Annotated in this window: 27 protein-coding genes; 15 read left to right on the forward strand and 12 right to left on the reverse strand. The window is 62.5% G+C overall.

From position 1 onward, the window contains the following. The first annotated feature begins 12 nt into the window (after positions 1-12). Positions 13-918 carry a cohesin domain-containing protein gene (locus tag C483_RS12345; RefSeq protein ID WP_006653689.1) on the forward strand — a complete coding sequence of 302 codons (906 nt, stop codon included), beginning with the start codon at positions 13-15 and terminating at the stop codon, positions 916-918. Positions 919-1,022: 104 nt separating this feature from the next. Here the strand turns inward: C483_RS12345 and C483_RS12350 are convergent, their stop codons facing one another. Further along, on the reverse strand, positions 1,023-1,367 hold the full coding sequence (locus C483_RS12350) for a DUF7113 family protein (protein WP_049912643.1): 345 nt from the start codon (positions 1,365-1,367) through the stop codon (positions 1,023-1,025). 518 nt (positions 1,368-1,885) lie between these two features. Here C483_RS12350 and C483_RS12355 point away from each other — a divergent pair. The 3 genes from C483_RS12355 (at position 1,886) to C483_RS12365 (ending at position 5,668) form a co-directional block, all read left to right on the forward strand. Next, complete coding sequence (locus tag C483_RS12355) at positions 1,886-2,545, forward strand: DUF7344 domain-containing protein (RefSeq protein WP_006653691.1); 660 nt, start codon at positions 1,886-1,888, stop codon at positions 2,543-2,545. Between the two features lie 260 nt (positions 2,546-2,805). Then, complete coding sequence (locus tag C483_RS12360) at positions 2,806-3,642, forward strand: hypothetical protein (RefSeq protein ID WP_083860430.1); 837 nt, start codon at positions 2,806-2,808, stop codon at positions 3,640-3,642. A 61-nt stretch (positions 3,643-3,703) separates the two neighbouring features. After that, complete coding sequence (locus C483_RS12365; protein WP_006653693.1) at positions 3,704-5,668, forward strand: ATP-binding protein; 1,965 nt, start codon at positions 3,704-3,706, stop codon at positions 5,666-5,668. A gap of 103 nt (positions 5,669-5,771) precedes the next feature. On the opposite strand, the gene C483_RS12370 is transcribed toward C483_RS12365, so the two are convergent. Then, positions 5,772-6,443: an alpha/beta hydrolase gene (locus C483_RS12370; protein ID WP_006653694.1), complete on the reverse strand. Its 672-nt coding sequence runs from the start codon at positions 6,441-6,443 to the stop codon at positions 5,772-5,774. Between the two features lie 119 nt (positions 6,444-6,562). Here C483_RS12370 and C483_RS12375 point away from each other — a divergent pair, with 119 nt between their 5' ends. Continuing rightward, complete coding sequence (locus tag C483_RS12375; protein WP_006653695.1) at positions 6,563-7,444, forward strand: PspA/IM30 family protein; 882 nt, start codon at positions 6,563-6,565, stop codon at positions 7,442-7,444. Between the two features lie 27 nt (positions 7,445-7,471). Here C483_RS12375 and C483_RS12380 read toward each other — a convergent pair whose 3' ends face one another. After that, positions 7,472-8,011, reverse strand: coding sequence for an FxLYD domain-containing protein (locus tag C483_RS12380; RefSeq protein WP_006653696.1), 540 nt, complete (start codon positions 8,009-8,011; stop codon positions 7,472-7,474). Between the two features lie 378 nt (positions 8,012-8,389). On the opposite strand from C483_RS12380, the gene C483_RS12385 reads away from it, so the two are divergent. The 4 genes from C483_RS12385 to C483_RS12400 all read left to right on the forward strand — a co-directional run bounded on the left by C483_RS12385 (position 8,390) and on the right by C483_RS12400 (position 12,233). Continuing rightward, positions 8,390-9,445, forward strand: coding sequence for a hypothetical protein (locus C483_RS12385; RefSeq protein WP_006653697.1), 1,056 nt, complete (start codon positions 8,390-8,392; stop codon positions 9,443-9,445). Positions 9,446-9,606: 161 nt separating this feature from the next. Further along, positions 9,607-10,173: an HPP family protein gene (locus C483_RS12390; protein WP_006653698.1), complete on the forward strand. Its 567-nt coding sequence runs from the start codon at positions 9,607-9,609 to the stop codon at positions 10,171-10,173. A 101-nt stretch (positions 10,174-10,274) separates the two neighbouring features. Then, on the forward strand, positions 10,275-11,330 hold the full coding sequence (locus C483_RS12395) for a hypothetical protein (RefSeq protein ID WP_049912646.1): 1,056 nt from the start codon (positions 10,275-10,277) through the stop codon (positions 11,328-11,330). A 123-nt stretch (positions 11,331-11,453) separates the two neighbouring features. Continuing rightward, complete coding sequence (locus C483_RS12400; protein WP_006653700.1) at positions 11,454-12,233, forward strand: SDR family NAD(P)-dependent oxidoreductase; 780 nt, start codon at positions 11,454-11,456, stop codon at positions 12,231-12,233. A gap of 80 nt (positions 12,234-12,313) precedes the next feature. On the opposite strand, the gene C483_RS12405 is transcribed toward C483_RS12400, so the two are convergent. After that, positions 12,314-12,658 carry a cupin domain-containing protein gene (locus C483_RS12405; RefSeq protein ID WP_006653701.1) on the reverse strand — a complete coding sequence of 115 codons (345 nt, stop codon included), beginning with the start codon at positions 12,656-12,658 and terminating at the stop codon, positions 12,314-12,316. A gap of 138 nt (positions 12,659-12,796) precedes the next feature. Between C483_RS12405 and C483_RS12410 the strand changes: the two genes are divergently transcribed. After that, on the forward strand, positions 12,797-13,444 hold the full coding sequence (locus tag C483_RS12410) for an AAA family ATPase (protein ID WP_006653702.1): 648 nt from the start codon (positions 12,797-12,799) through the stop codon (positions 13,442-13,444). Positions 13,445-13,495: 51 nt separating this feature from the next. On the opposite strand, the gene C483_RS12415 is transcribed toward C483_RS12410, so the two are convergent. The 5 genes from C483_RS12415 to C483_RS12435 all read right to left on the reverse strand — a co-directional run bounded on the left by C483_RS12415 (position 13,496) and on the right by C483_RS12435 (position 18,540). Beyond that, positions 13,496-14,635 carry a hypothetical protein gene (locus tag C483_RS12415; RefSeq protein ID WP_049912649.1) on the reverse strand — a complete coding sequence of 380 codons (1,140 nt, stop codon included), beginning with the start codon at positions 14,633-14,635 and terminating at the stop codon, positions 13,496-13,498. 125 nt (positions 14,636-14,760) lie between these two features. Continuing rightward, positions 14,761-15,801: a dipeptide epimerase gene (locus C483_RS12420; RefSeq protein ID WP_006653704.1), complete on the reverse strand. Its 1,041-nt coding sequence runs from the start codon at positions 15,799-15,801 to the stop codon at positions 14,761-14,763. Next, positions 15,798-16,823, reverse strand: a complete 1,026-nt coding sequence (locus C483_RS12425) for a DUF1611 domain-containing protein (RefSeq protein WP_006653705.1) — start codon at positions 16,821-16,823, stop codon at positions 15,798-15,800. Before C483_RS12425 ends, C483_RS12420 begins: the two co-directional genes overlap by 4 nt. Before the next feature lie 212 nt (positions 16,824-17,035). Next, positions 17,036-18,088, reverse strand: a complete 1,053-nt coding sequence (locus tag C483_RS12430) for a Vms1/Ankzf1 family peptidyl-tRNA hydrolase (RefSeq protein ID WP_006653706.1) — start codon at positions 18,086-18,088, stop codon at positions 17,036-17,038. A 35-nt stretch (positions 18,089-18,123) separates the two neighbouring features. Next, positions 18,124-18,540 carry a DUF5802 family protein gene (locus C483_RS12435; protein WP_006653707.1) on the reverse strand — a complete coding sequence of 139 codons (417 nt, stop codon included), beginning with the start codon at positions 18,538-18,540 and terminating at the stop codon, positions 18,124-18,126. 295 nt (positions 18,541-18,835) lie between these two features. Here C483_RS12435 and C483_RS12440 point away from each other — a divergent pair, with 295 nt between their 5' ends. Together C483_RS12440 and C483_RS12445 are read left to right on the forward strand one after the other, a co-directional pair. Then, positions 18,836-19,915 carry a hypothetical protein gene (locus C483_RS12440; RefSeq protein ID WP_049912679.1) on the forward strand — a complete coding sequence of 360 codons (1,080 nt, stop codon included), beginning with the start codon at positions 18,836-18,838 and terminating at the stop codon, positions 19,913-19,915. Between the two features lie 256 nt (positions 19,916-20,171). Then, positions 20,172-20,831, forward strand: coding sequence for an ArsR/SmtB family transcription factor (locus C483_RS12445; RefSeq protein WP_006653709.1), 660 nt, complete (start codon positions 20,172-20,174; stop codon positions 20,829-20,831). A 32-nt stretch (positions 20,832-20,863) separates the two neighbouring features. Here the strand turns inward: C483_RS12445 and C483_RS12450 are convergent, their stop codons facing one another. Together C483_RS12450 and C483_RS12455 are read right to left on the reverse strand one after the other, a co-directional pair. Continuing rightward, positions 20,864-21,178: a nucleoside triphosphate pyrophosphohydrolase gene (locus C483_RS12450; protein WP_006653710.1), complete on the reverse strand. Its 315-nt coding sequence runs from the start codon at positions 21,176-21,178 to the stop codon at positions 20,864-20,866. A gap of 45 nt (positions 21,179-21,223) precedes the next feature. Next, positions 21,224-21,883, reverse strand: coding sequence for a hypothetical protein (locus tag C483_RS12455; protein ID WP_049912681.1), 660 nt, complete (start codon positions 21,881-21,883; stop codon positions 21,224-21,226). A gap of 209 nt (positions 21,884-22,092) precedes the next feature. Here C483_RS12455 and C483_RS12460 point away from each other — a divergent pair, with 209 nt between their 5' ends. The 3 genes from C483_RS12460 to C483_RS12470 all read left to right on the forward strand — a co-directional run bounded on the left by C483_RS12460 (position 22,093) and on the right by C483_RS12470 (position 24,614). Continuing rightward, positions 22,093-22,290 carry a hypothetical protein gene (locus C483_RS12460; RefSeq protein WP_006653712.1) on the forward strand — a complete coding sequence of 66 codons (198 nt, stop codon included), beginning with the start codon at positions 22,093-22,095 and terminating at the stop codon, positions 22,288-22,290. Positions 22,291-22,362: 72 nt separating this feature from the next. Then, on the forward strand, positions 22,363-23,655 hold the full coding sequence (gatD, locus tag C483_RS12465) for a Glu-tRNA(Gln) amidotransferase subunit GatD (RefSeq protein ID WP_006653713.1): 1,293 nt from the start codon (positions 22,363-22,365) through the stop codon (positions 23,653-23,655). 5 nt (positions 23,656-23,660) lie between these two features. After that, positions 23,661-24,614, forward strand: coding sequence for a GNAT family N-acetyltransferase (locus C483_RS12470; protein WP_049912682.1), 954 nt, complete (start codon positions 23,661-23,663; stop codon positions 24,612-24,614). Between the two features lie 18 nt (positions 24,615-24,632). Here C483_RS12470 and C483_RS12475 read toward each other — a convergent pair whose 3' ends face one another. Then, the gene (locus C483_RS12475) at positions 24,633-24,917 is read right to left on the reverse strand and encodes a ubiquitin-like small modifier protein 1 (RefSeq protein WP_006653715.1); all 285 of its coding nucleotides are present in this window, start codon (positions 24,915-24,917) and stop codon (positions 24,633-24,635) included. Between the last annotated feature and the right edge of the window lies 1 nt (position 24,918).

The raw sequence follows: 24,918 nt of genomic DNA on the forward strand, positions 1-24,918 counted from the left end.
CAGTATTTGCCTATGACACGCCCTGGATCCGATCCCACGAAGACCAACGGAACTACAGCCGCCCGCAGTACATCCCTCGCAGTCGCCATCGTCGGCGTACTCGCCGCGCTCCTCGTACTCGCCATGATCGGAACGTTCGCCGCGGGAACAGCCCTCGTCGGCCCCGCTGTGGCCGGCGATCAGTATGCGACCCTCACGCCGACACCGTACACCGTCGACGCCGAACCCGGCGAGAAGTTCACCGTTGAGGTCCTTCTCTACACCGAAGGCGGCCACGACGGCGAGGGCGTCAGCGAGGTCGAACTCGTCGCACAGTACCATCCGGACGTACTCGAGATCACTGACATCGAGCGCGGGCCGTGGCTCGAGCAGGGTGAGGAGGCAACGATCGAGTCCGAACAGGTGCTTGCACACGAGGCTGGAACCGCCATTTTCGACCAGTGGCGTGAGCCGGCTGGCGACGGGGCGACGGGTCACGGTGAGCTCGTCACGATGACTGTGGCGGTCCCAGCGGATGCACCCGACGTCGAGACGGCGATTTCGTTCGATGAGACGAGGATCGACCTGATCCGTGACTGGCCGCTCCCACTGGATGCAGATGCTGTCGAGGTGACGGTCGGCGATGGCGATGGTGCCGGCGATGCCGACGATACCGACAGCGAGAACGCAATTGCGCCGTTCGACCACCCAGATCCGGCGGAGATCGACACCGAGTCAGCTGACTCGTCGGTGGACGCCGACGCAACCGGTGAGAACGACGCTGACGAGCACACTGTTGATACCGAGACAGACGACCAGCCGAACGACGACGCGACTACAGCGACAGACTCAGTCCCTGGCTTTTCTGGCCTGCTGACCGGTCTGCTTCTGGTTGGCGGTGTACTCGTACGTGCACTCACCCGCCGTCACACCGTGTGACGCCAGCGGTTTCCAACACTCGTCACTGGCTGTGAGTACACTCCACACTCCTTACTCTCTGTCTTGCACCGCAAGCGCCAACCAGACTCCGGCAAATACAGATCCTACGGGTCCGTCTCCAACTCCGCCTTTTCGACCTCGAACTCGACGCTTGTCGGATCGACACCGATCCGTGCGAACTGCGTCCGAACGTGTTCCTTGGCGGCGTCGACCGCCTGCTCGCGCGTATCGAACCCACGCGGCATCGGCGACTCGAAGGCGAGGTTGACCTCACGGCCGTCGACCAACTGAATCGAGCCGCCGCTGTCGACCTCGTAGAACTCGTCACAGACCCAGACGTACGCGGCGGCCTCGTTCGGCGCACCTTTGAACGTCGGCGCCTGCTCGCCCCGTTCGTACAGCGTCCCCGTCAGCTCGGTCCCACCTGCACGACCGCGTACCATGAGCATACGTTCACTACGGGTCCCCGATGCAAAAGCTTCCTGCACGGTTTCGCGGGCAGAGACAACGTCTGTCACGGTGTCTCCCGATCGATTACCGGTTCATCTCATCCGCTCCTGTTCAGCCGCACTGGTTGATGCCTTGTTGTGCTCGCTGTCGCGGTCGAGCGCTCGCTACACTTGCTTCACTTTCCGCACCTGTCGTGCTTGCTCACTTGCTGCGCTTGCTGCACTCGCCGTACTCGAGTGCAGACCGTTTACCCCGGCTGAACTGTCGCATCGAACCTGGTAATCATCAACTACGATGAACGTAGCGTTGCCCCGCGAATCGGGTCACACTGCTCGCACTGGTCCGAAGGGTACACAATCAGTCAGCTATGACTGTAAATAGAGGTTATACGTCCGCTCTCTGGGTCGAATTCCGACGGCTGTTCCGGTAATGGACGGATTCGGTGAGTAATATCATATGTGGTGCCCAAATCGTTTTGGAAATGTGCTTATCCCCCTTGCAGCGGTTGTTTCGGGTGATGAGTTCCGACGTTCACTTCGGCGGTACTGGGGAGCCGGATCCGTTAGCCGACGTGCCGCCTGAGCGGTACGACGTGCTCCGACACCCGCGCAGCGTCCGCATTCTCTCGCTACTCACGGATGCGAGCGACTACACGTACACGTTGTCGGAACTAACGACCGCCCTCGTCGAACAGACCGGTGCGGACGCCTCGACCGGCCACCGCCGTCAGGAGATTCGCATCGACCTCGTTCACCACCACCTGCCGTGTCTCGACGCACACGGCCTCGTCGACTGGTCGCCAGCCGGTGCCGAGAGCGAGACGGACGCCAACGACGGCACCGTCACCCTCATCGAGGAGCCACCTCTCTCGCCGGCTATCCTCACACTGCTCTTCGAAACTGGGTCGGGCACCGAAGAACTCCTCCTCGACCGCCTCGTCCACCCTGTCCGCCTGGGCCTACTCGAGTACATCGAGAACGCAGACGAGTCGCTGTCGGTGGACGAACTGGCGACGGCGCTTGCGACGACGCTGTCGGTTGGTCCGACCGACGCGTACGAGGCGACGATTGAACTGCACCACAACCACCTGCCGGCGCTTGCCGAGATCGGTGCGATCGACTACGATCGTGAGGCAGGGCAGGTGTCGCCGGCGGCTGCGTCGACGGATGTGCTCTGAGTCGGGCGTTCACGACGGTATGTTCGGTTGCATTGGCTCCGAGTTCTGTCTCCGTTTGGCTGGAACCGTCAGACCAGTTCGGGTGTGTACGGTACGATTGTCCCGGGCTGTACTGGCGATTGCCCAGCCGTGAAACTGCAGCGACGTTAAACGCGCCCTGCTGTACGAACTGTCCACCCATTCCGACCAGTTGCCAGCCGTCCGTCGATCAACTCCGGCCGTCGGGATTCATATGTCGACGGAGCGCGAACACCCACCGCATGTCCGGGTCCAGTTTAGCGGTTCCTCACCGCCCGCGGCTGCTTTTGCACCGCTCTCGACTCACCAGTACCAGGCCGAGTCGATCCACGGCCTCTGTCTGGGTCGTCAGTTCACTCCTGCTCGTTGTATCACTTCTCGGCATCGTCACTGCCGTCGGCCCCGCTGCCGGCGCTGATCAGGTTGCCATTCTCTCAACTGACGAGGACGATCACTACCTCGAACCCGGTGAGTCTACCACGATCGACGTCGACCTCTTCGCGGAAGGCGGCCACGACGACGACGGCGTCGTCGCACTCGAGTTCGTCGCGGAGTACGACCCGGACGTACTCGAGATCACCGACATCGAGCGCGGCCCGTGGCTCGAACAGGGTACTGAGACGACCGTCCACGCCGAAGGGACACTGGCCCACGACGAGGGAACGGCACTCCTCGAGCAGTGGCGCGATCCGGTCGCCGGCGGCGCAACCGGTCTGGACACCGTTGCGACGGTGACCGTCACGGCCCACCCGGACGCCCCTGCCGGCGAGACTGCACTCGAGTTCGGTGAGACGGATATCGAACTGGAGAGCGAGTGGCCGGTCCCCGTGGTGGATGGGCCGACGACGGTTGTGATCGAGGACGACGAGGCAGTAAACGGGGAGAGCCAGTCCGCGGATGCGGCCGACACCGACACCACTGACGCGGGTGGCTCCGAACGCGGCCCCGTCTCGGATGTGATGGCGGCAGTGTCCGAGGGGTACGGTTCGCTTCTCGTGACTGTGTTCATCGGTCTCTCCCTCGCGGTTCTCTGTGCCCTCGTGGTCGTCGTTGCCCGGCGCACGGGTCGGATATCGTAGCTGGCTGAACACTCTGGCCAGGAGGGAAACGCGTTTTAGGAACCAGTCAGATGAGTTGTGTATGACTGATCTGGGTGACTTTGGTGATTTCGACGCCGATGCTGATGCTGATGCCGATGCCGATGCCGACGCCGGTGACGCCGACACCGACAGCAACGGCAACGCGGCGGACGCCACGACAGCGTCCGAGGCGGGCGACCACGGTCACGGTCACGGCCACGGCCCTGCCAACACGTCGCCAAGCACACACTCGAGTTCGACCGGGTCCGGGTCCAACTCTGACGCTGACTCCCCCTCGGACGCCGACACTGACGCGTTCGAAACGACAGCCGTCGAACCGAGCGGCGACGATGTCGGCATCGGCGCACTCTGTGTCTCCCAGGGGCTACGAATCGCCGAAGACAGCGACGACACCGAGTTGCGGGCCTACGTCACCCGCGGCAACCGCTCGTCGGTCCGCATCGGCAGCTATCTGCTCGCGCCGTACCCAGGTGGCGCTGGCGAAACCCTGTTCTGTCGCATCACCGGACTCGAGTACGCCCAGCAGTATCACGCAGACGACGCGACGGAGATTCACGCGCGCCGCGCGATGCGCTCGGACGGTATCGAGGAAGCCGATTACAAGTTCGTCGCGAATCTCGAGCCGGTCGCCATCCTCTACGACGATGATGGGGAACTCAAGCGTCGGATGACCGACCGCGTTCCAAAGCCCCAGACAGTGATCCGCGAGGCAGACGACACCGAGGCGATCAAGACCGGGCTGAAGATGCCTGACGACGGCGTCTTCCTCGGCCACCTCTCGGTCGGCGGCGAGAAAGTCCGAACAGCCGCCTCGCCGCCCACCATCGACTACCGGCTGAAAGACGACTACGACGCGGGCGATCCGCTCGTTTTCCGCCATACGCTCGTCGCGGGCGGCACGGGATCGGGGAAGACCCACGGTGCGAAGAACGTCCTCCGGCAGTATCTCGCCGATGAGCGCCGGTATCCGATGGAAGACGGCCGGGAGGTCGGCCCTGCCGTCGTCCAGTTCGACCCGCAGGACGAGTACGCCCAGATGCACGACGACAACCCCGACATGGACGACGAGTTCGCGCGTCGACTCGAGCGCGAGGGCGTCGCCCACGGCGGGATCGACGACACGACGGCGTTCGTTCCCAAGGTCGGATCCTCGTCCTACGCTGCGGGTCACCACCGTGCGGAGCAGGTCGAGTTCACGATTCCGTTCTCGATGGTTCACGAGAATCCGTGGTTGGTCGCGAGCAGCGGGCTGAACGACAACCAGTACGGCGCGCTCGTCAGCGTGCTCCTGCCGCGCTTCCGCGAGCAGTACGGCAACGACGCGACCTACGACGAGTTCACGCGCTTCCTCGACGATCCCGCCCTGCGCGAGGAGCTAGACGAGTCGGGTCGCGTCCACGAGGCCACCTTCGACGCCGTCCGCCGGCGTGTGCTCGGCTTCGGGCACGTCTTCGATCAGGACGCGCGACCGATCACTGATCTGGTCCACGAGTTCGTCCGCCCCGGCGGCCTGACCGTGGTGCCGACCTACCACATCAACGATACGCGGGCGACGGAGACGATCGTGCTCGCGCTCTCCTCGCTGCTGATCGACCAGAAGCTCTCGAACGACCCGACCTACGACCGGATCAAGGAGACGCCGCTCGTCCTCGGCATGGACGAGGCACACAACTTCCTCACCGACGCCGACAGCGTGCAGGCCGGGAAGGTCATCACGAAGTTCACCGAGGCCGCCAAACAGGGCCGCAAGGAGCGACTCGGCCTGTTCCTGATCACACAGGACCCGCAGGACATCCACGACGCGGTGTTCAAGCAGATCAACACCACCATCGTCCTGAATTTGGGCGACGAGGACGCCATCAAGAGCGTGAACATCCCGAGCAATCTCGAGTCGAAGGTTCCCTACATGGAGAAAGGCCAGATGGTCGTCTACTCGCCGGACAACTCCGAACCCGTCGAGTTGATCGGGCTCTCGAAGTGTCTCACACGACACGGTCGGGACTGACTCCTGGATTAGTTCCCAGACAGACCGATGACCAGCAGACCGGCAAACCGATGACCAGCAGACCGATGACCAGCAGATCAGCTGAGCCGACTGGCTGCCCCGCTTACTCCGTGCGGAGCGCCGACTCGAGAAACGGCCCCACAGTCTCGGCGACAGTGTCTGTCTGGCCGACGAAGAAGTGATCCGCAGGGAGGGTGACGACCTCGATTTCGTCTCCGTCTTCGCCTTCGTCTTCATCACCAGCCTCACACCCATCAGCTAGCTCCTGTGCCCGCTCGACCACCGGCTCCCACTCTGCCGTCGTATCTCGCTCACCGACGACAATTCTGACTGGACAAGAGACGGACTCGAGTGCCGCCGTAGCATCCAGGTCAGGTGCGAGTGTCGCGGTTGGTGCGAGCGCGACGATGGCCGCAACTTGTGGGTCGTCCGCGCCGTCCAGGCTGGCCGGTGCGAGCAGACTGAGACTCGCACCGAAACTAAAGCCGAAGACGCCGACGCGCTCGTAGCGGTCGCCAGCCCAGCGGATGGCGTTTCGCACGTCCTCGCGCTCGCCGTAGCCCTCGTCCCACGCGCCGTAGTCGAATCGGAGGCAGGCGATTCCGTGCTCCTGCAGGCGCTCTGCGACGGCGACGAGTCGACTGTCGCTTCGCGAGCCGCCGTGTTGGGGGTGGGGCGGACAGGCGACGACGATTGTGGCTGCCCCGTTGTCAGGCTCCGTGAGCGTCCCGCGTACGTCTCGGCCGCCGGGCACGAGCACGTCACTGTTAGTCATGGCCGGTCGTTCGTGCCCGCGACTAATCAAATCGGCGAGAGACGACGCACCGGCCGGAATTTCGTCTCAGTCTGTCGTTGATGTGATGTTTTTAAGGGTGACGAGCGTTACGTAGGAGTATGGGCATCCTCTCTCGGACCTCCTACGTCATCCGGTCGAAGATCAACTCCCTGCTCAACCGGGCTGAGGACCCGACGCAGACGCTTGATTACTCATACGAGCAGATGCGCGACCAGCTTCAGGAGGTCAAACGCGGCATTGCCGATCTCACCACCCAGAAGAAACGTCTCGAGATGCAAAAGCGGCGTCTCGAGGAGAACGTCGAGAAACACAACGAACAGGCACGAACCGCGGTACAGCAGGACCGCGAGGATCTGGCTCGGCGTGCACTCGAGAAGAAGAAGACGAAGATGAACCAGATCGAGGATCTGGAGCGCCAGATTTCGGAGCTTCAGAACCAGCAAGATCAGCTCATCGACCAGAAGGACGAGCTCCAGAACCGCATCGAGGAGTTCCGGACGAAAAAGGAGACGATGAAGGCCCGCTACGAGGCCGCCGAGGCCAGCTCGACCGTCTCCGAAGCGATGACCGCGACCGGCGAGGAGTTCGAAGACGTCGGCCGCGCCATCGAGCGCGCCGAAGAGCAGACCGAGGACATGGAGGCCCGCGCGGCCGCCCTCGACGAACTCCACGAGACCGGTGCGTTCGACGACGTCATGTCCGACAAGGACAAGATCGACCGCGAACTCGAGGACCTCTCGACGGGCAGCGGTGTCGAGGCCGAACTCGAGACGCTGAAATCCGATATGGGGCAGGAGGAAGTCGCCGCGGATACTGAGGCTGCCGGGACCAACGCCGAAACCGAAACTGAGGCAGAGGCAGAGGCAGCCGCCGAACCCACCGGTGACGTCGACCTCGACGAGTCAGACATCGAGACCGATGTTGACGACTCCGAAATCGAATCCGAACTCGCGGAACTGCAGGACGAAGAAAACTCGTAACGACTCCCTTCTGTTCGCAAGCGCCGTCTACGTCGGCGTCCCGATAACCGCAATATCGTAGGACGCGATATCGTCCGGAGACTCGAGTAGGATCACTTCGAACGCCCATTCGCCGCCCTGGTCGAGGTCGCCGGTGGTGTCGAGGTAGCGCCCGAGTTGGTCGCCCTCGTCGTTGTAGACGCGGACGCGGATTTCGACCATTTCGACACGCTCGCCGGTGTTTTCGACGGTTCCCTGTACGGTCGAGCCGCGGAAATCGTCCTCGAAGGCGTACTCGTGGTCGACGATAGCGAGCCGGTCGAGTGGCGTCACGCCTTCCTGGCTCTCGAGTTCGGCGACCGCTTCGGCGGTTGCCATCTCTTCGACGGAGCGTTCCTCGGCGTCGTCGGGAACGTCGACGGTTCCGTCCTCGTATGTCGGACCGGTTTCGACGCCGAGGCCGAGACCGGCGTCGGTACAGCCGGCGAGAGATGCGGGAACACCGACGCCGAGTGCGGCAAGCAGGCGTCGTCGCGTCGCCGTTCGATTCTCGCGAGTACGGCGACCGGGAGTGCTCGACGAGGTCATCTCGGCCACCGTCGATAGGCTACCAGCAGTTCTCTCTGGACGGATGTGGGCATCGCTGGTGAGAGCGACACTGCCGACGCATTTTAGTGTAGGCCCTGAACCGTCAGCCTGGCGGTGTTCGTGGTGGCTTTTGTGCTCTCGCGTTCTCGCCTTCTTGTTTTCTCATCCTTTTGCTTTCTCGCGTTCTCGCCTTCTTGTTTTCTCATCCTTTTGCTTTCTCGCGTTCTCGCTTTTTCGTTTTCTCACCTTCTCGTACGTTCGACCTCTCACCGTAGTCTCCGCCACGATCACATACGAACGCCGGCATGAGCGCTCACGATCCGTGAGAGTAGGATATGCAACGCAGGCGCTTATTGTCACGTCGGTGGAACGCCAGCTATGGCGGCTCCGGAGGCAGACGAGGCGCTCGAGTCGTATGGCACGGATATGGGTCAACGAACGAACTCACTGACCCGGGTTCGAGAGTGGCTGCTAGTCGACGGTGATCGGTTACTCGTCGCCGCACTCATCTCGCTCGTCATATTCGTTCTCTTCTTGCTCCTGAACGAACTCGGTCTGATCTCGTTCGTCAACGATGATTCGATCACCCGCCTGGCCGGCGGCATGATCGCCGGAACGTTCTCGCTCGTCACCCTCGTCGTCTCGATCAACCAGCTCATCCTCTCACAGGAGTTCGCGGCCGCTGGCGACGCTCGCAGTCAGCTTGAGGGCGTCCTCTCGTTTCGGATGGACGTCTCTGACACCGCTGGCGCACCAGCGCCACCGGCATCACCGGCGGCCTTCCTCGAGTTGCTCGCCGAGTCGATCCACTCGAGTGCGTCGACGCTCTCGGAATCGGTTGCGGGCCACGAAAATGAGGATCTGGAGACGTTGATCGGCCAGTACACACAGTCGGTGTTCGAGAGTAGTGACCGTCTCGACGACACACTCGAACACTCGGAACTCGACGCGTTTACTGCATTATCGGCGGCGATCGGCTACAATGCGCCGTGGCAGCTGTACGTTGCTCGCCAGCTTCGGAATCGGTACGATGACGAACTCTCGGATGAATCGGTCGGTGCACTCGACGATCTGATCAACGACCTGACGCTGTTTGCGACCGCACGCGAGCACTTCAAGACGACATACCTGCAACGAGAACTGACGCGCTTCTCACAGCTGACGATCTATACGGGCGTGCCGGCGATTCTGGCGGCGATGCTCATCGGCTTCATCTACGCTGACTTCACCGGCCCGAGTATGACCGTTGCATATCTGCCGTACGTCGTTAGCGCGCTCATCACGGTCGTTCTTGCGCCGCTTGCCTTGCTCGCGTCGTACATCCTCCGCACCGCATCGGTCACGCGCCGCACTGCGTCGGTCGGTCCGATGATGCCCCAGAAAGAGCCCGAAAGTGGTCCGTTTTCCACCTCTGGAAGCGAGGAACTCGAGTAGGGAGCGGTCTTGGCTTCGTCCTTAGTCCAGTCTCGGTCTCGGTCTCGGTTACTGATCTGCTGTCCACTGCGGTTCCCATATCGAACAGTCACTGCTCGCTGTTTGTTCGGTGCGCCTTCCGGGCTGACACTTATACCGCCGGTCGTGTTCACCAACAGTCGATGGGCTTTTGGAACAAGGTCCGTGCCAGCACGGAAGAGACGATCAACGTTCGAGATGACTTGAGCGCTGGCACGAACGTGACACTTCACTTCCTCTTTCTCGGCGGGCTCGCCTGGGCGTCCGGCCAGCCGTTTCTCTTTCCGAGTCTGGGCCCGTCCGCCTACCTCCTCGCGACCGGCGAGAAAGACCGTGCCGAGGGTCCCTACCACGTCATCGGTGGCCACGCCGTCGCGGCCATCTGCGGGCTCATCGCGTACGTCCTCTTCGCCGACGGCATCGTCGTCGTCGACGCCTTCGAACAGGGCGAACCCTTCTCGAGTGAGGTCGGCAGACTCGTCATCAGCGGCATCGTTGCGATGATGTTGACGACCGTCGGGATGCTCTGGACAAATACGAACCATCCCGCAGCCTGTGCGACGACGCTCATCGTCGCGCTGGGGCTCATGTCGACACTCCTCGAGGGGGTAATCATCGTTATCGCGGTTGCGTTGCTCGTCGTCTTCCACAACACTATCGTTGACTACGTTCAGGATCTCTACGGCGTTGAACCCGAGGATCCCCGATAGCGTTCGAGTGACTGCCGATATGGACACTTTCGGGCAGTGTGCTCCCGACGACTTCCTGCCAACGGTTTTTGTAACTCGACGTGGTCGGTCCGCTACAGTCGATGAGCAACGCGAATTCGGGCGCGACAGACGACGGGTCGGCGAGTGGACCAGAGGACACGGAAAGCACCGAACGACTCGGTGGCCTGAAGCTCTGGCTCTTGCTCCGCGTCAATCGCCTTACACTCACAGCGAGCGTTCTCATTGTCGTGTTTGCAATTCTGGTCGTCACAAGCCAGATCGGCTTAACGCCGTTGCGCGAAATCGTGGCCAATCAGGACGGTATTGAGTTCCTGTTCTCCTCGTTCATCGGTGCGATCATCACCGGTACCTCGATCGTCGTCACGATCAACCAGCTTGTTCTCTCCCAAGAACTGGGGGCCGTTGGAAGCCAGCGAAGTCGGATGCAAGAATCGGTCAAGTTCCGACAGGATACCGAGGACACGATTAGCGAGGATATCAGTCCTCCAGAGCCGGCCGGCTTCCTCTTCGAACTCGTCGACGGCGTTCAGGAACGAGCGGACGAACTCGAGTCCGCCATCGAAGACGAACGTGACGCGGAGCTTCGGGAGGCGATCAACGACTACACCGGCGACGTTCGGAAGAACGCGGATCACGTCAAAGACGACCTCGAAGACGCCCAGTTCGGCACGTTCGAGGTAATCTGGGGAGCGCTCAAGTACAACTACTCGCGAAAGATCTACGACGCGCGTAAGATCCGCGTCGACCACGAGGATTCGCTCACCGAGGAGGCAAACGAGAAACTCGACGAGATGATCGATACGCTCAAACTGTTCGGTCCGGCTCGTGAGCACTTCAAGACGCTGTACTTTCAGTGGGAACTGATCAACCTCTCTCGGGGACTGCTCTACATCGCGGTGCCCGCACTGACAGTGATGGGGATTATGATTATGTATATCGACGCGAGTGCGCTGCCGGGGACCACACTCGGTGTCGACAACCTCGTCTGGCTCACCAGTGCGGGCTTCGTGATCGGAATCTCCCCGTTCGTGCTGTTCATCGCATACATCCTCCGAATCGCAACGATCGCGAAACGGACGCTCGCAATGGGGCCGTTCATCCTCCGGGAATCCGGCCGGGACGAGGATCTGGGCTGAGTCGGCTCGCCCGACTCTGGTGCGATCCGTTGACGGACATCTACCAGAACAGCTATGTCGCCATCAGAGCCTGGTGGCTGGTCACAAGGCACATGTACACCTGCCGTCTTGTGAGCAGTAGTCATGGACATTCGCGCCGAAACAGCGTTCGTTACCGGCGGCAGCGTTGGCATCGGTCGTCAGATCAGCCTCGAACTCGCGAGCCACGGTATTACGGTCGTTGTCGCGGACCTCGAGGAGTCAGCACGCCAGGAGACAGTCGACGGGATCGAGGCCACAGGCGGGTCGGCGATCGAAACACACCTCGATCTTACCGATCCCGAGAGCGTCACTGCGGCGATCGAAACGGCCAGAGACCAGATTGGTCAGCTTGACGTTCTCGTCAACAACGCCGGAATCGCAGGACCGACGGCCCCGATCGAGAACGTCTCCCTCGAGGAGTGGGACGAGACACTGTCGGTCAACCTCCGCGGGCCGTTCCTCTGTACGAAAGCGGTACTCGAGGCGATGAAGGGCCGAGAGTACGGCCGCATCATCAACATCTCCTCGGCGTCGGGCAAGCGGGTGGTTCCCGAACGGAGTCCGTACACGAGTTCGAAAGCGGGAATTCTCGGTCTTACGCGAACGACTGCGGCGGAGGGCGGCCCACACGGTGTCACGGCAAACGCGATCTGTCCCGGGTCAGTTGAGGGGCCACGGATCGAGGCCGTTATCGACGAGGAAGCGGCCACCTCCGAGAAATCACGCGAGGAAATCGTCGCCGAAAAGGAAGGGAAGACGCTCACCCACTCGTTCGTCACGCCAGCGGATGTGGCACAGACTGTCTCTTACCTCTGTTCTGACGCTGCGGATCGGGTTACGGGCCAGGCGCTCAACGTCTCCGGCGGCAAAGTTACCTACTGAGTCAGCTCTCTCCTGGAACATCCAGCTGAAAAACGATACAATCGACTGCGATGGGGCGTCACACTGTCTCCACGGGATCGCTACAGCGGCGCACCGACCAGCACTAGCTTCGCACGCTCGTCACCGCGGTTGTGTAACTGGCGGGTCTCCTCTGGATCGAGTCGAATGGCCTCGTCCGACTCGAGTGTCACTGTCTCCTCGCGGTCGGTCAGGTCGACGTCGATTTCACCCTCGACGACGTAGTAGATCTCTTCCTGATCCGTCTGGGTCTCGTCGTGTTCTTTCCCCTTGCCGTCGGGCTCGAGTTCGAGAACCGAGAGGCCGAGTTCGTTTGTTCCCAGTTCGTCCTTGAGAAACCACATGCCGCCGAACTCTTCGGGAACGACCGACTCTGGATCAGTTTTTGCTGCAGTATCGTAGCCCATAGCTCCCTTTCCGTCTGCGATTCCTAAATTGGTGTGGATACCCGGTCCGGGTCGCCTGTTCCGGCCGCTTTTTCGCGGTGGTTTGTGATTGTTGTCGAGGATTCGAGACTCGAGAGTCGGTGTTCGTCGCTCAGGTTTATGCCCCGTTTTGTCGTCTCTGAGTTGGCAATCGCTGTCCTCCTGCTCGCCGTTCGCTACTCGCCACTCATCAGTCTTCGCCGCCGCTCGACACTCAGCACTCGCCACTCGTCGCTCGCTCCACCTCACACGACACCCGTACCAACACCGACGTATACCCCCACTCCCTACAGCCAGCAGACAGCCGTGATCGTCGTCATCTGCGGGCCGCCAGGTGCCGGAAAAACGAGTATCGCTACCCGGCTTCACCAAACGCTGGTACTCGAGTACCCCACCCACACAATCTCGCTCTTTCACTCGGATGACTACTCGCGACGCACGTACGAGCGGCTATACGAGGCGGTTCGCGAGACCGAAAGCGACGAGATTGCGATCGTGGACGGGACGTTCTACCGGCAGCGCTGGCAGACACGGTTTCGGTCGTTGCCGAACGTTCGGGTTCGATTCGTGTACGTGACGGCGAGCCTCGAGACGTGTCTGGCGCGAAATCGTGCCCGCGCTGAAGCGGACCGAATCGACGAGCAGGGAGTGCACGTGGTGTATCGGGAGTTCAGCGAGCCGGCTGCGGACGTGCGAGTCGAGACGGACGAGTGTTCGGTGGCGGAGGCGGTCGAACGCGTGGCTGCTGCGGTCCGATCGTGGGTGTGAGGGGCGTGTGCGTGTTTGCGTGGTCACTGGTGAAAACGGCACATCGGAGCTCTATGGCAGGAATCGGTCCAACAACGGGAGTTCGATTTCGTGTGGGAGTTGGGCAGGTCGTTCCTGTTCCGGGAGGACGTCCCAGCCGAGGTCGTCCGTGCTGGGGTCGGCGTCGGTTTCGAAGCCGGCTTCGGCGACGGGCGGCTGTTCGCGGTATTCGGCCGGTGGTGCGTCGTGTGCGTAGACGCCCTCGGGGTGGTCGATCGTCCAGACGTGCATCATGCAGGGTGTGCGACAGGGAAGGGTCTTCTCGCCGTCGGTGAACTGGGTTTCGTAGGCCTGCTGGTAGAACCACCACGCGAAGCGACCGGGGAGGCCAGCGTGGTAGTGCCAGGGTGAGCAGTGGGTGTCGGTTTCGTCTCCGTGGTCGTCGTGTCCGTGCTCGTCATGTTCGTGTCCATCGTGCCCGTGGTCGTCGTGTCCGTGCTCATCATCGCTGTGCTCGTGGTCGTCGTTCCCGTGCTCGTCGTCGCCATGCTCGTCGTGTCCATACCCATTCCCGTTTTCGTGCTCGTGTCCATCCCCGTGGCTGTGACTGTAACTGTCCCCCTCCCCGTTTCCGTCCCCGTGGTGTGCTCCATAGTCGTCGTCTCCATCGTCATCACGACCAGCACCGTCCTCGTCGTACACCACCGGCGGCTCGACCGCCTCTCCGTCGCGCGTCGCGATGAACATGACACCGATGGAGCGCCAAGAGCTGTTGTCGACGAGGACGGACTCCGGTCGCGTCGGATCCAGAACGTCGTCGTCGCCGATGAACTCCGGGTTGAGCCAGTGGGACCAGCCGTCCTCGTCGGCCACGTCGAGAGTATCGAAGTACGGTTTGAACCCCGCGTCGAGCAGCGCACCCGCGTCCGGATACTCGCTCTCGAGTGTCTGCTGGACCGCCTCCCGAAGTTCGATCGTCACGGGGTGGTCGTCAGCACAGCCCTCCATACTCGCTCCCTCACAGTGACCCATACTCGGCCTGACCGTCGCGTCGGGGCAGCGCTCGAACGCCGCGTGACCCTCGCCCGGTCCGTTCGCACCGTCTGCACTCGCCGCTCCCGTACCGAAAACAGAAAGTGCAGCGGCGCTCCCGGATGCTTGCAGTACTGTCCGCCGAGAGATGCGCACCCGCTCACTGTCGTCTTCGCTCATGCCAGCATCACCACAGCAACTGGCGTTGTAAACCATGTTGGCGGTCCGAGAGACCGTCTTTTCTATCGAAAACGCGTGTCAGCAGAAATGGCTACACCACGGTGCTCGTCGACGAGCGCAGTCGACTACTCGAGTTGGGCGCCAGTTCCCGGCACGTCGAGTGCGGCGAGATCGATCGTACCGTTCGGCATCGGAACGCCGTCGTAGGGGTCCTCCTCGAGCAGTAGCGAACCGTCGAGGTCGGCGTAGTCGAGCATCGGTGCGAGGTGGCAGGCCGCCGCGATGGAGGCGTTCGACTCGTTCATACAGCCACACATCACTTGCATGCCGTGAGCGCGGGCGGTGTGGATGATGCGCTTTGCTTCCTGCAGGCCGCCACACTTCATCAGCTTCAGGTTCGCGATGTCGTAACGGCCTGCAATCTGGGGCACGTCATCGACCGTAATACAGGACTCGTCGGCTGCAATCGGCAGTGCCGCGTTCTCGTAGACGAAGCGCTGGCCCTCGACGTTCTCCGCGGGGATCGGTTGCTCGACGAACTCCAGATCGAACTCGGCGAGGCGCTCGATCTTCGAGACGGCCTCGCGAGGCGTCCAGGCCTCGTTGGCGTCGACGTACAGGCGCGCGTCCGGCGCGACCTCTCGCAGCGTTCGAATGATTTCGATGTCCCGGTCGGTGCCGAGTTTGACCTTCAGGGTACCGTAGCCGCGTTCGACGGCGGTTTCGGTCTTTTCGCGCATCGTATCCGTGTCGTCGATCCCGATGGTGTAGGAGCTCTGGATCGTCTCCTCGGGGTCCAGTCCCCAGTACCGGTACAGCGGCTCGTCGTGGCGCTTCGCGACGAGGTCGTGCAGCGCGATGCTGACCGCACAGCGGGCCGACGGGTTGCGCTCGACGGTTTCGCGCATCCGGCGCTCGATGCGTGCGAGTTGCTGGGGATCGTTCTCGTCCTCGACGACCGCGAGCAGATCCGGCAGGAGCGCCTCGACCGTATCGAGCGTCTCGCCGTAGTGCTCGGACGGCCCCGCGCCGCCGATGCCGACGTTGCCCTCGTCGTCCTCGATGTGAACCGTGACCGTTTCCGTCTCGGTCTTCGTTCCGCGGGAAATGGTGAAGGGGTACTCGAGTGGCAGCGTGCGCCGCTGGAAGCTCGTGTGAAGACTCATAGCAGCACCTCCAGGACCTCGTCGGTGTCCTGACGGATGACGTCGACGGCGGGTGCGCCGAGCTCGTCGGCGTAGTCGTCGACGGCCTTGCGGGCCGCCTCGTCGTCGTCGAGTTCGGCCGTGTTGAGTGCGCCGGCGACGACCTCGGACCCTGTCTCGGAGACGGGTTCGGCGAGGTCCTCGTAGAGGTCGACGTAGGTCTGGATCGGCGGCAGGGAGACCGATTCGTAGCCGTGGATGGCCTCGCGGCCGACCTCGTCACAGAGGACGAGTTTGTCTGGCATTGCGCCGTGGAGAATACCACAGGTGACCGCCGAGTAGGCCGGGTGGACGATGCTGCCCTGGCCTTCGACGAAGAGGTAGTCGTGTTCGTCGCCTTTCTCGAGGATCATCTCCTCGACCGCGCCGGCGGTGAAATCCGAGACGACGCGGTCGATCGGGTTCCCCCAGCCCTCGATCATGATGCCGGTCTGGCCGGTCGGGATGACGGCGGCGTCGTAGCCGGCGTCGCGAGCGTCGCGGGCGAGTTCCATCGAGACGGTCATCTTGCCGACCGCACAGTCGGTGCCGACGGTGAGGATGACCTCCGCGTCGACCTCGTCCGCGATGCCCTGGCTCACGGTCAGGTCTTCGGGCGGTTTGCGCACGTCCTGCAACTCACAGCCGTGCTCGTCCGCCAGTCGACTGAATTCGTCGTCCTCCGAGAGGAAGTGGTGTAGTCCCGAGATGACGTCGTAGCCGGACTCGAGTGCGGCCCTGATGTCGTCGCGCCAGCTGTCTTCGAGGCCGCCGCCGATGGGGGCGATACCGATGATGAGGGCGTCGAGGTCGTCGTCCGCGAGAGCGTCCATGCTCTCGACGATGGGTGCGTCCTGGACGTCAGGAACGTAGTCGGTGACCTGGTCGCCTGCCGTGTCGCGGTCGAGGACCGCGGCCACGTCGTAGTCGGCGTACCGGAGGATGCCAAGCGCTGTCTTGGCCCGTCCGGGGAACTGTTCGTGTGCGAGGATTGCGACGCGCATACCGACGAATGCACTGGGGGGTACTTAACGATGGAGTTCGCAGCAGGCGATGACTGTTTCCTCCCGCCGTGTTCCCTGTAAAATGTTACTTCCCCAACTTTATTGGGCACCGATCACCACGCTCGACTGGTTACCGGCCACCGCGCTCGGCTGATCACCAGCCGCTACAGTGAACTGGTTACCAGCCAGTACACTCGCCCAGCCACTGACCGCTACAGCACTGACAGCTCGGTCGTCCAGAACGAGCCGTAGGCGTCCTCGAGTGCGTCCTTCGGATCGCCGGTCGCGTCGACGGCTGCGGTCGCGTCCGGTGCGAAGTTCGATTCGTCGGCCAGCGTCTCGATGACGCCGCGCTGGCCCGTAAGAAAGAGGCGTGCGTCGGGTTCGTCCGCGAGGACGTCGGCGAGGGCATCCTGACAGTCGTCGAGGTGGTCGTCGATCTGGCCGTCGCGAATCCGCTCGAAGCGGGCCTGCGAGAAACCGCCTTTAGAGTGACTGCCCTTCACGTCGCTCTCGAATCCGCGGTAGGCGACGCGGTCGTCGCCGTCGTAGATCCCGACCGCAAACAGGTCGGTTCTGACGAGCGCGAGCACCGAGCGCCCCGTCGGCAGGAACCACTCGCGCTCGAGTGCAAAGCGGTCTCGCCAGCCGGATTCGAAGTCGCTGGTGGTTGGGCTAGTGCTGGCGCTGGCGTTGCTATTGCTGTTTCTAGTGCCACTACGACCACCGTCGCCCGAACCTAACTCGGCCGGTAACACCGGCGGCTCGAGTACCACCGAAACGAGCCCAGCGTCGTCGACACAAAGCAGACACGGCGCGGCCTCGTCCACGAGCACGGTTCGCTCGCCGAGCACGGCCGCGAGATCGCTGTCGAACTGCGGCCCGTGGCGCTCGTTTCGCCCCGTCGAACGCAGGTCGTCCTCATCCGCGACCACCGCCGTCAACGCTCCCTCCGGCTCAGTTCGCACCGACTCGAGTCGATCCAGTACCTCTTCGAGTCGCCCGCCGCGAAGTGTTTCCTGACGGGTGTACTCGAGTCCCGTCGTCGCCGCGTCATCGTCGTCCAGGCGCTCGAGTTCGCCCTCGAGTTGTGCGATGCGGTCTTCGAGTCGGTTGACTTCCGCTTCGGCCTCCTGTCTGGCCGTCGCAGCATCGGCTCGGCGCTCGGATTCGGCCTCGTAGCGCGCCGCCAGATTGTCACGCTCCTCCTCGAGTTCGTCGATGCGCTCCTTTAACGACGCGCGGCCGAGCAACTCGTCGAGCATCTGACCGAACAGGTGATCCGAGAGTACTTCTAAATCTAGGTTCCGGCACCCGGGAAGTCGTCCCCGAGACGCGAGTCGGTACCGTCGCGTTGCTGGGTCAGCCCCGCGCACTCGAGTCCCGGAAAGAGCGACAGCAACTGCGTGGCACACTCACGTCGTGCGAGGAGTACCTCCCGCAGCGAGGGCGGGTTTTTGATCTCGGTGTCTGCGAGTACCGATTCTGGGAGGGCGAGCGTGTCCGTCGGGACGGCAGCGTCACCGTGGACGGGGAAATGCTGGGTTTCGAGTTTCATCACGAGTGGTGTGTCGAGCGGTTCGACGCCGTCACCGGTCGCGTACACCGCTTCGTTGATCCGCTCGTGCTGGTCGCTGTGCATGAGCGCGTGGTCCCCGTCGGTTGGGGTCACGTACAGTCGCCCGAGGTAGTAGTTCCGCGAGAAGGCCTCGAACATGACACTAGTACCCATGGTCCGCAGTGACATAACTATTGGCAGACAGGCTTATCCCGGTCCGCTATCAGAGCCTTTTCACGTCTATCACCCAGCATATAGGGTACTGTTTCACGTTTCACATCGGTTTCAGCCGCTGATTTCGCCCTGTTCCTGGCGAATATGCGGGTTTCAGAACTCGACGTGGACGGCCGGTGAACCGTTCAGAACACAGTGTATCGATCACCACTGGTGATTGAACGGTTCGAACGAAGGTTCGACTTTTTAGGACGTTCCGAGAGAGATGGTAGTGAACACGATGAGTACTACTCGGGTCGTCGGCTTCGTCCTTCTTGCCGTCATCGGACTGACGGTCGCTCCCGTTGCGGGTGCGGCTGTCGTCCCTGCGACGCCCGACGAGATGGGGGACACGGACGCACAGGCACACGCACACGCCGTCTCGGCGCTGTTTACGAACGAGACGAGTGATACCGACGGATCAGAGTCTGGATCGGATGCGAACTCGAACGCAACGAGTCCGAACACGACCGTTGCCGAGTTTATGCAGTCGACGTCAGCAGAGGCTGAACACGCAGTCGACGACGGGTTGTTCGACGCGAGGTACGAGACGGCCGACAACGACTCGAAATCACGGCTCGTCGATGAACGCGCGACGTCGTTCGACACTCGTCTCGCCGAACTCGAGGCCGAACGCGAGGAACTTCGCGAGCGACAGGACGAACTCTCCACGGCCGCCTATCAGGCTCGATTGACGCGGTTGACTGTCGAAATCGCCTCGCTAAACGACTCGATTGATCGAACGAAGCCGAAAGGCGTCGCGGTCGGTCACGATCCGACGCGGTTCGAAACGCTTCAGGAGAACGCGTCATCGCTCACTGGTCCGGAAGTGGCGACGACTGCACGGGGGCTTCCTGGCTTCGAGGACCACCCTGGCGTTGGTGGCGGTCCACCGGCACACGCGGGCCCAGATAGCGGTGCCGAACAGCAAGACACTGGCAGTTCGCCCGGAAACCAGGGAGCTGGCGCTGGTTCCGGACCCGATCCTGATCAGGACCAGCGGCCTGGTCAGGGTTCAGATCAGGGACAGGGACAGGATCAGAACCAGGGGAACGGTGCCAACGAAACGTCTGAATCTGCCCCCGACCAACCCGATCAACGTGCCGAACCGGAGAACGGACAGAACGCCAGTCACACGAACGAATCGAGTCAGAACGTCTCCCAGAACTCGGAAACCGCCCCTGACCAGTCGGCTGATCACTCGAGTTCATCGACTGGCCCCGGAAACGGGACGACCGATCGCGGCGGCGACTCGACGGACGAGGACGGCAACCCAGCGCAGAACAGGGACTCGTCCGCGGAGTCGACAGAACGCAGGTAGTCGTCAGCGCCGGAGGAAACCGAAGTCGGCTCGTCGAACTGAGTGACTGTTGCTGAACCGGATGTCGATACTGGTACCGGCGTCGGTACTGACACAGGCGCGGACACAGACACAACCGTGGACACGGACATCGCCGCGGACGCAGGCACAGACACCCCATCTCACTACCGTTGTTCGGGAGTCCCGTGTGTGAGCACGTCACGCCTCCTCCCCCGAGCAGACACGCTTTTCAGCGGTGATACCATACCCTCCACCGATGGACTCCGCCGCTTTGTTGGATCTACTGGGAAACGAGAACCGGAGGCGCATCCTCCGTCTTCTCGCTCGCAAACCCTGTTACGTGACTGAAATCTCCGAATACATTGGCGTTAGTCCCAAGGCAGTCATCGAACACCTCCGCAAACTCGAGGAGGCCGGCCTGATCGAGAGCCACGTCGACGACCAGCGCCGGAAGTACTTCCACATCGCCCGTAACGTCCGCCTCGAAGTCACCGTCTCTCCCTACGGCTTCGCCAGCAAGAGCGCCTACCCGACCAACAACAGCTTCGATATCTCTACCTGTCGTCACCTCACCCTCGACGTCGCCTGCGACGAACTCGACGAACTCGACGAACTCCTCGGTGCACTCGAGGAACTCGAGCAACTCGAGAACGAACTGTCGCTGGCCCAGCGCTGGGTGCAGAGTCAGCTGTACGACGTGCTCGATCAGATTTCAGAAACGGTTGGTGCTGGCCCGGAGAGTCGTATTTACGCCGACTTGCTGGCGACGGTTCGAACGGAACCGAAGTCGGTTGGTGAGCTGGGTCGAGAGCTCGATGCGCCGCGAGAAGTTATCGCGGAGTTGTTAGAATCGATGGCAGACGAGGGAATCGTTCAGCGGACGGAGCGCGGCTGGGAGCTGACGACGAACGGGTAGTTCGCGTCCGGTTATTCTGTCACGCGCTCGAATCAGTCTGTCACGCGCTCGAGAATATGCCGATCGTCGAATCGGCCCCGTTCGTCGGCCTTTCGTTCTCTCCGATCGCGAAGCTCCTGCTCGGAGACGCCTTCGAACTTCCGTATCGCGTGGAGCACCTCGAGTACGTCGGCTAACTCGTCTACATCTCGGTCGGTGACGTACTCCTCGACCTCTTCGCGCAGTTTCTTGCAGAGGTAGGCTTCGTACTCTGCGTCGCTGGCAGTTCGTGTGACTGGCGTCGCTCCGTCCTCCGAAATCAGCTCCGGAATGTCGTCTCGAACGAGTTTGTCGTACTCCTGTGGCATGGTATTGGGTTCTGAAACCTGATGCAACAATATACGAGTGGCGGCTTACGGCACGTCTCGGACCAGTCCGTCCCGAAGGTCGCGACCGAAGTAGTAGCCGGCGACGGAGGCGACGAACCCAATCGACGCACCGATTCCGAGTAGCGTCAGGCCGGAGCCGAGTGCGAAGTAAACCGGGTCCAGCGTCGTCAGCATGCCGGCCGTGATTCCAGCGCTCGTTAGCTCCAGATACCGGCGTTTCGACGTAATCACGCCGATCAGGAAGGCGGTGGCGAAGATACCGATGAGCTGTCCGGCGACGGGGATCACCGCGCCGCCAGCGAACAGGCCGACAGCGAAAGTTAGCACGAGGGCGAGAAACGCCTTCGGAGAGAAGTACTCCTTGAGGGAGCGTCCGCCCGTGAGTTTACCGAGGCGAGAGCCACCTGAGTCGGCCGCCGTCCGCTCGCGTGCTTCGAGTTCGGGTTCCGGTTCCGGTTCCGGACCGGTGCCAAACTCCGAGAGGTCGTCCATTGCTGGATCGGCGGCGGTGCTCGATGTGGTGTCTGCGGTGGCTGTCCCACCTGGATCACCGGGACCACCAGTACCAGTCCCACCGCCACCACCCGTCTCCGAGAGCAACTGCTCCGTTTCTGAGAGGAGGTCATCAGTTGAGCGGGGGTCGCCGTCTCGCTGCTCGGTCACCTCGTCCGAGCGGTCGTTCATATACGAACGCTGGATCGCCGGCACCATGGTCTTTTCCCTGTCCTGTCACCTTTCGTGACCGGGCTTCTCCTTGTTCGTGTTTGGGTACTCGAGTACCCCCGCCAGAGCACGGATGCAGTTTCAATTTCAATTTCAATTTCAGTTTCCTGCCGTGACCGTCCTCACCGACACGGACGACGTTTATCACCAACGGGCTGGTAGAGAGGAGTGTGAACGTCGATCTGGTCGCCTTCGGAATTATCGCCATCGCGATCGGGCTGGGGGCACTCTCTGCCGCCCGTCACTTCTACCCCCGACTCGAGTTGTCCGAGGACGCGTTGGCGACGGTTCGGCTGTTGACGGCGATGATTGCGGGCGTTCTCTTGCTCGCCGGACTCGGACTCGTCGTGATCGGCGTCGCTGGGTAGGAGCGGGTCGGGAGTCGGCTGCCGTTGGGCGGAAAGCGTGCCTTCAAGTCCGCCGACGCGCAACCCGTTCGTATGAATCCAGGCGATCGCGTTCGCGTCGACCGCGCGGATCGCACGTACGAAGGCGTGTTGCTTCCCTCCAGCACGGACGAGCAGCTCGTGGTGAAACTCGAGGGCGGGTACAACGTCGGTGTCGACCGAGACGGGGCCGACATTTCGGTTCTCGCAGAAGATGTGTACGAGATCGACGGCGACGCTGACGGCGATGACGCGGTTGACGCCGCAGAAGACGCTGACGCTGACGCTGACGACGATGCCAGCGACGAAGTCGAGTTCGACGACGACCTCCCGACCATCTCGCTGATCTCGACCGGCGGCACCATCGCCTCGACGGTCGACTACCGAACTGGCGCGGTGACCGCTCAGTTCGACGCCGAGGACGTGCTCCGCGCCGTTCCCGATCTGGCCGGTCGTGCGAACTACCGCGGGCGCGTCGTCGCGAACATCCTCTCGGAAAACATGGAGCCGCCGATCTGGCAGGACCTCGCCGAAGCGGTCCACGAGGAGATCGAGAACGGCGCGGACGGCGTCGTCGTCATGCATGGCACCGACACGATGCAGTACTCCGCCTCGGCGCTCTCCTTCATGCTCGAGACGCCGGTTCCGATCGTCTTCACCGGCAGCCAGCGCTCGGCCGACCGCCCGTCTTCGGACAACGTGATGAACGCCGTCTCGGCCGTCGAAGCCGCAAAGAGCGACTGCGCGGAGGTCCTCGTCTGTATGCACGGCACCGAGTCGGACGACGTCTGTGCGCTCCACCGCGGCACCCGCGTCCGAAAGAATCACACCTCCCGCCGCGACGCCTTCGAAACCGTCGGTGCAGAGCCACTCGGCACCGTCGACTATCACAGTGAAACTGTCAGCTTCCGGCGGGACTACCAGGAACGCGGCGAGGTCGACCTCACGCTTTCGGATGCACTCGAGTCCGACGTGGAACTGCTGAAGTTCACGCCGGGAATGGATCCGGCCTTCCTTGACGTGGTCGAGGGTGCCGAGGGACTGGTCATCGAGGGAACCGGGCTTGGACACGTCCACACGGATCTGATCCCGCGAATCGAGGAACTGATCGCAGACGGTACGACCGTCGTTATGACCAGCCAGTGTCTCGAGGGACGAGTCTGTGACAGAGTCTACGACACGGGTCGTGACCTCCTCGACGCCGGCGTCATCGAGGCCGGCGACACTCTCCCAGGGACGGCGAAGGTCAAACTGATGTGGGCGCTCGCAAACGAGGAATCGGTCACCGAGACGATGCAGACCTCGATCGCCGGCGAACTGCAGGAGCGGTCGGTTCCCTGGGAGTGATCGCGATGTCGGTAGGAATTCATATCCGGCGAGCGACGCACGACGATTACGAGGGCGTCAAGGCCTTCACCGAGAAAATCTGGGCGGACCGCGGCGGCGACTACATCCCGGCGGTCTACCACGACTGGCTCGAGGACGAGGACGACGATCACAAGAAGACGTTCCTCGCCGACGCCGGCGACGACGTCGCGGGAATCGTCCAGGCCGTGATGGTTTCGCCCGACGAGGCCTGGTTCCAGGGGATGCGAGTCAATCCTGACTACCAGCGCCAGGGGCTGAGTGGCCGACTCAACGACGCCTGTTTCGAGTGGGCGCGCGAACAGGGTGCAACCGTCGGCCGCGTGATGGTCTTCTCGTGGAACGCGGCGTCGCTCGGTGCGGCACGAAAGAGCGGTCTCGAACCAGCGACCGAGTTCCGGTTTGCCCACCCGAAACCGGACCCCGACGCCTCGGGTCCCGACACGGTGACGAACGACCCCAGCGCCGCCTGGCGGTACTGGACCCACAGCGACGCCCGCGAGCACCTGAACGGACTCGGCTACGCGCCAGAGGAGACGTGGGCAATGCGCGAACTCACGCGACAGGATTTCCTGGACTTTGCGTCCGATTCGGGTGACGGGAACGGTACGAACGACGTAATCAACGCAGACGACGATACCGAAGTCTTCGCCGTCGAACGCAACGGGAAATACGTCGGTGCCTCCTACCGACTCCGAACCTACGAGCGCGAGAACGACGACGGCGAGTCCGAAGCGTGGGCCGAGTACGGCGTCGGTGCCTGGGAGGACGTTGAGGCAACCCGATCGCTGTTTGCCGCCATTAGCCGCGACGCCGCCGCTCTCGGTGCTGATCGGACACGGGTACTGATCCCGGAGACGGCCGCCGTCGTCAGCGACGCCTCCTACGCAGGTGCGAAAATTTCTGAGGAGCCGGATTTCGTCCTCAGTGGCGCGCTCTGAGCTTCGTACTCACCCTCCTCACCCGCCACTGACCGGCGGAAACAGCGCGAGTTCGTCGCCTTCCTCGAGTACCGTCTCGAGTCCATCCTCTTCGACGAGCACGTTCGTTCCGTTTCGCATGACGTTGATCTGCGATCGCAGGTCGCCGTCGTCGGTGAGCACGCGGTCGCCGACGGCGGGTCGGTCTGCGACCAGTTCAGAGAGCGCGTCGTCGACGGTGTCACCGGCCGATGCGTCGACGGTGACCTGTTTGTCCCCGGCGCGTTCGGCGAGGTCTGCGAACAGTTTCCACTCCGTTGGCATA

The sequence above is a fragment of the Natrialba hulunbeirensis JCM 10989 genome, assembly GCF_000337575.1.
GTDB classification, from domain to species: Archaea; Halobacteriota; Halobacteria; order Halobacteriales; family Natrialbaceae; genus Natrialba; species Natrialba hulunbeirensis.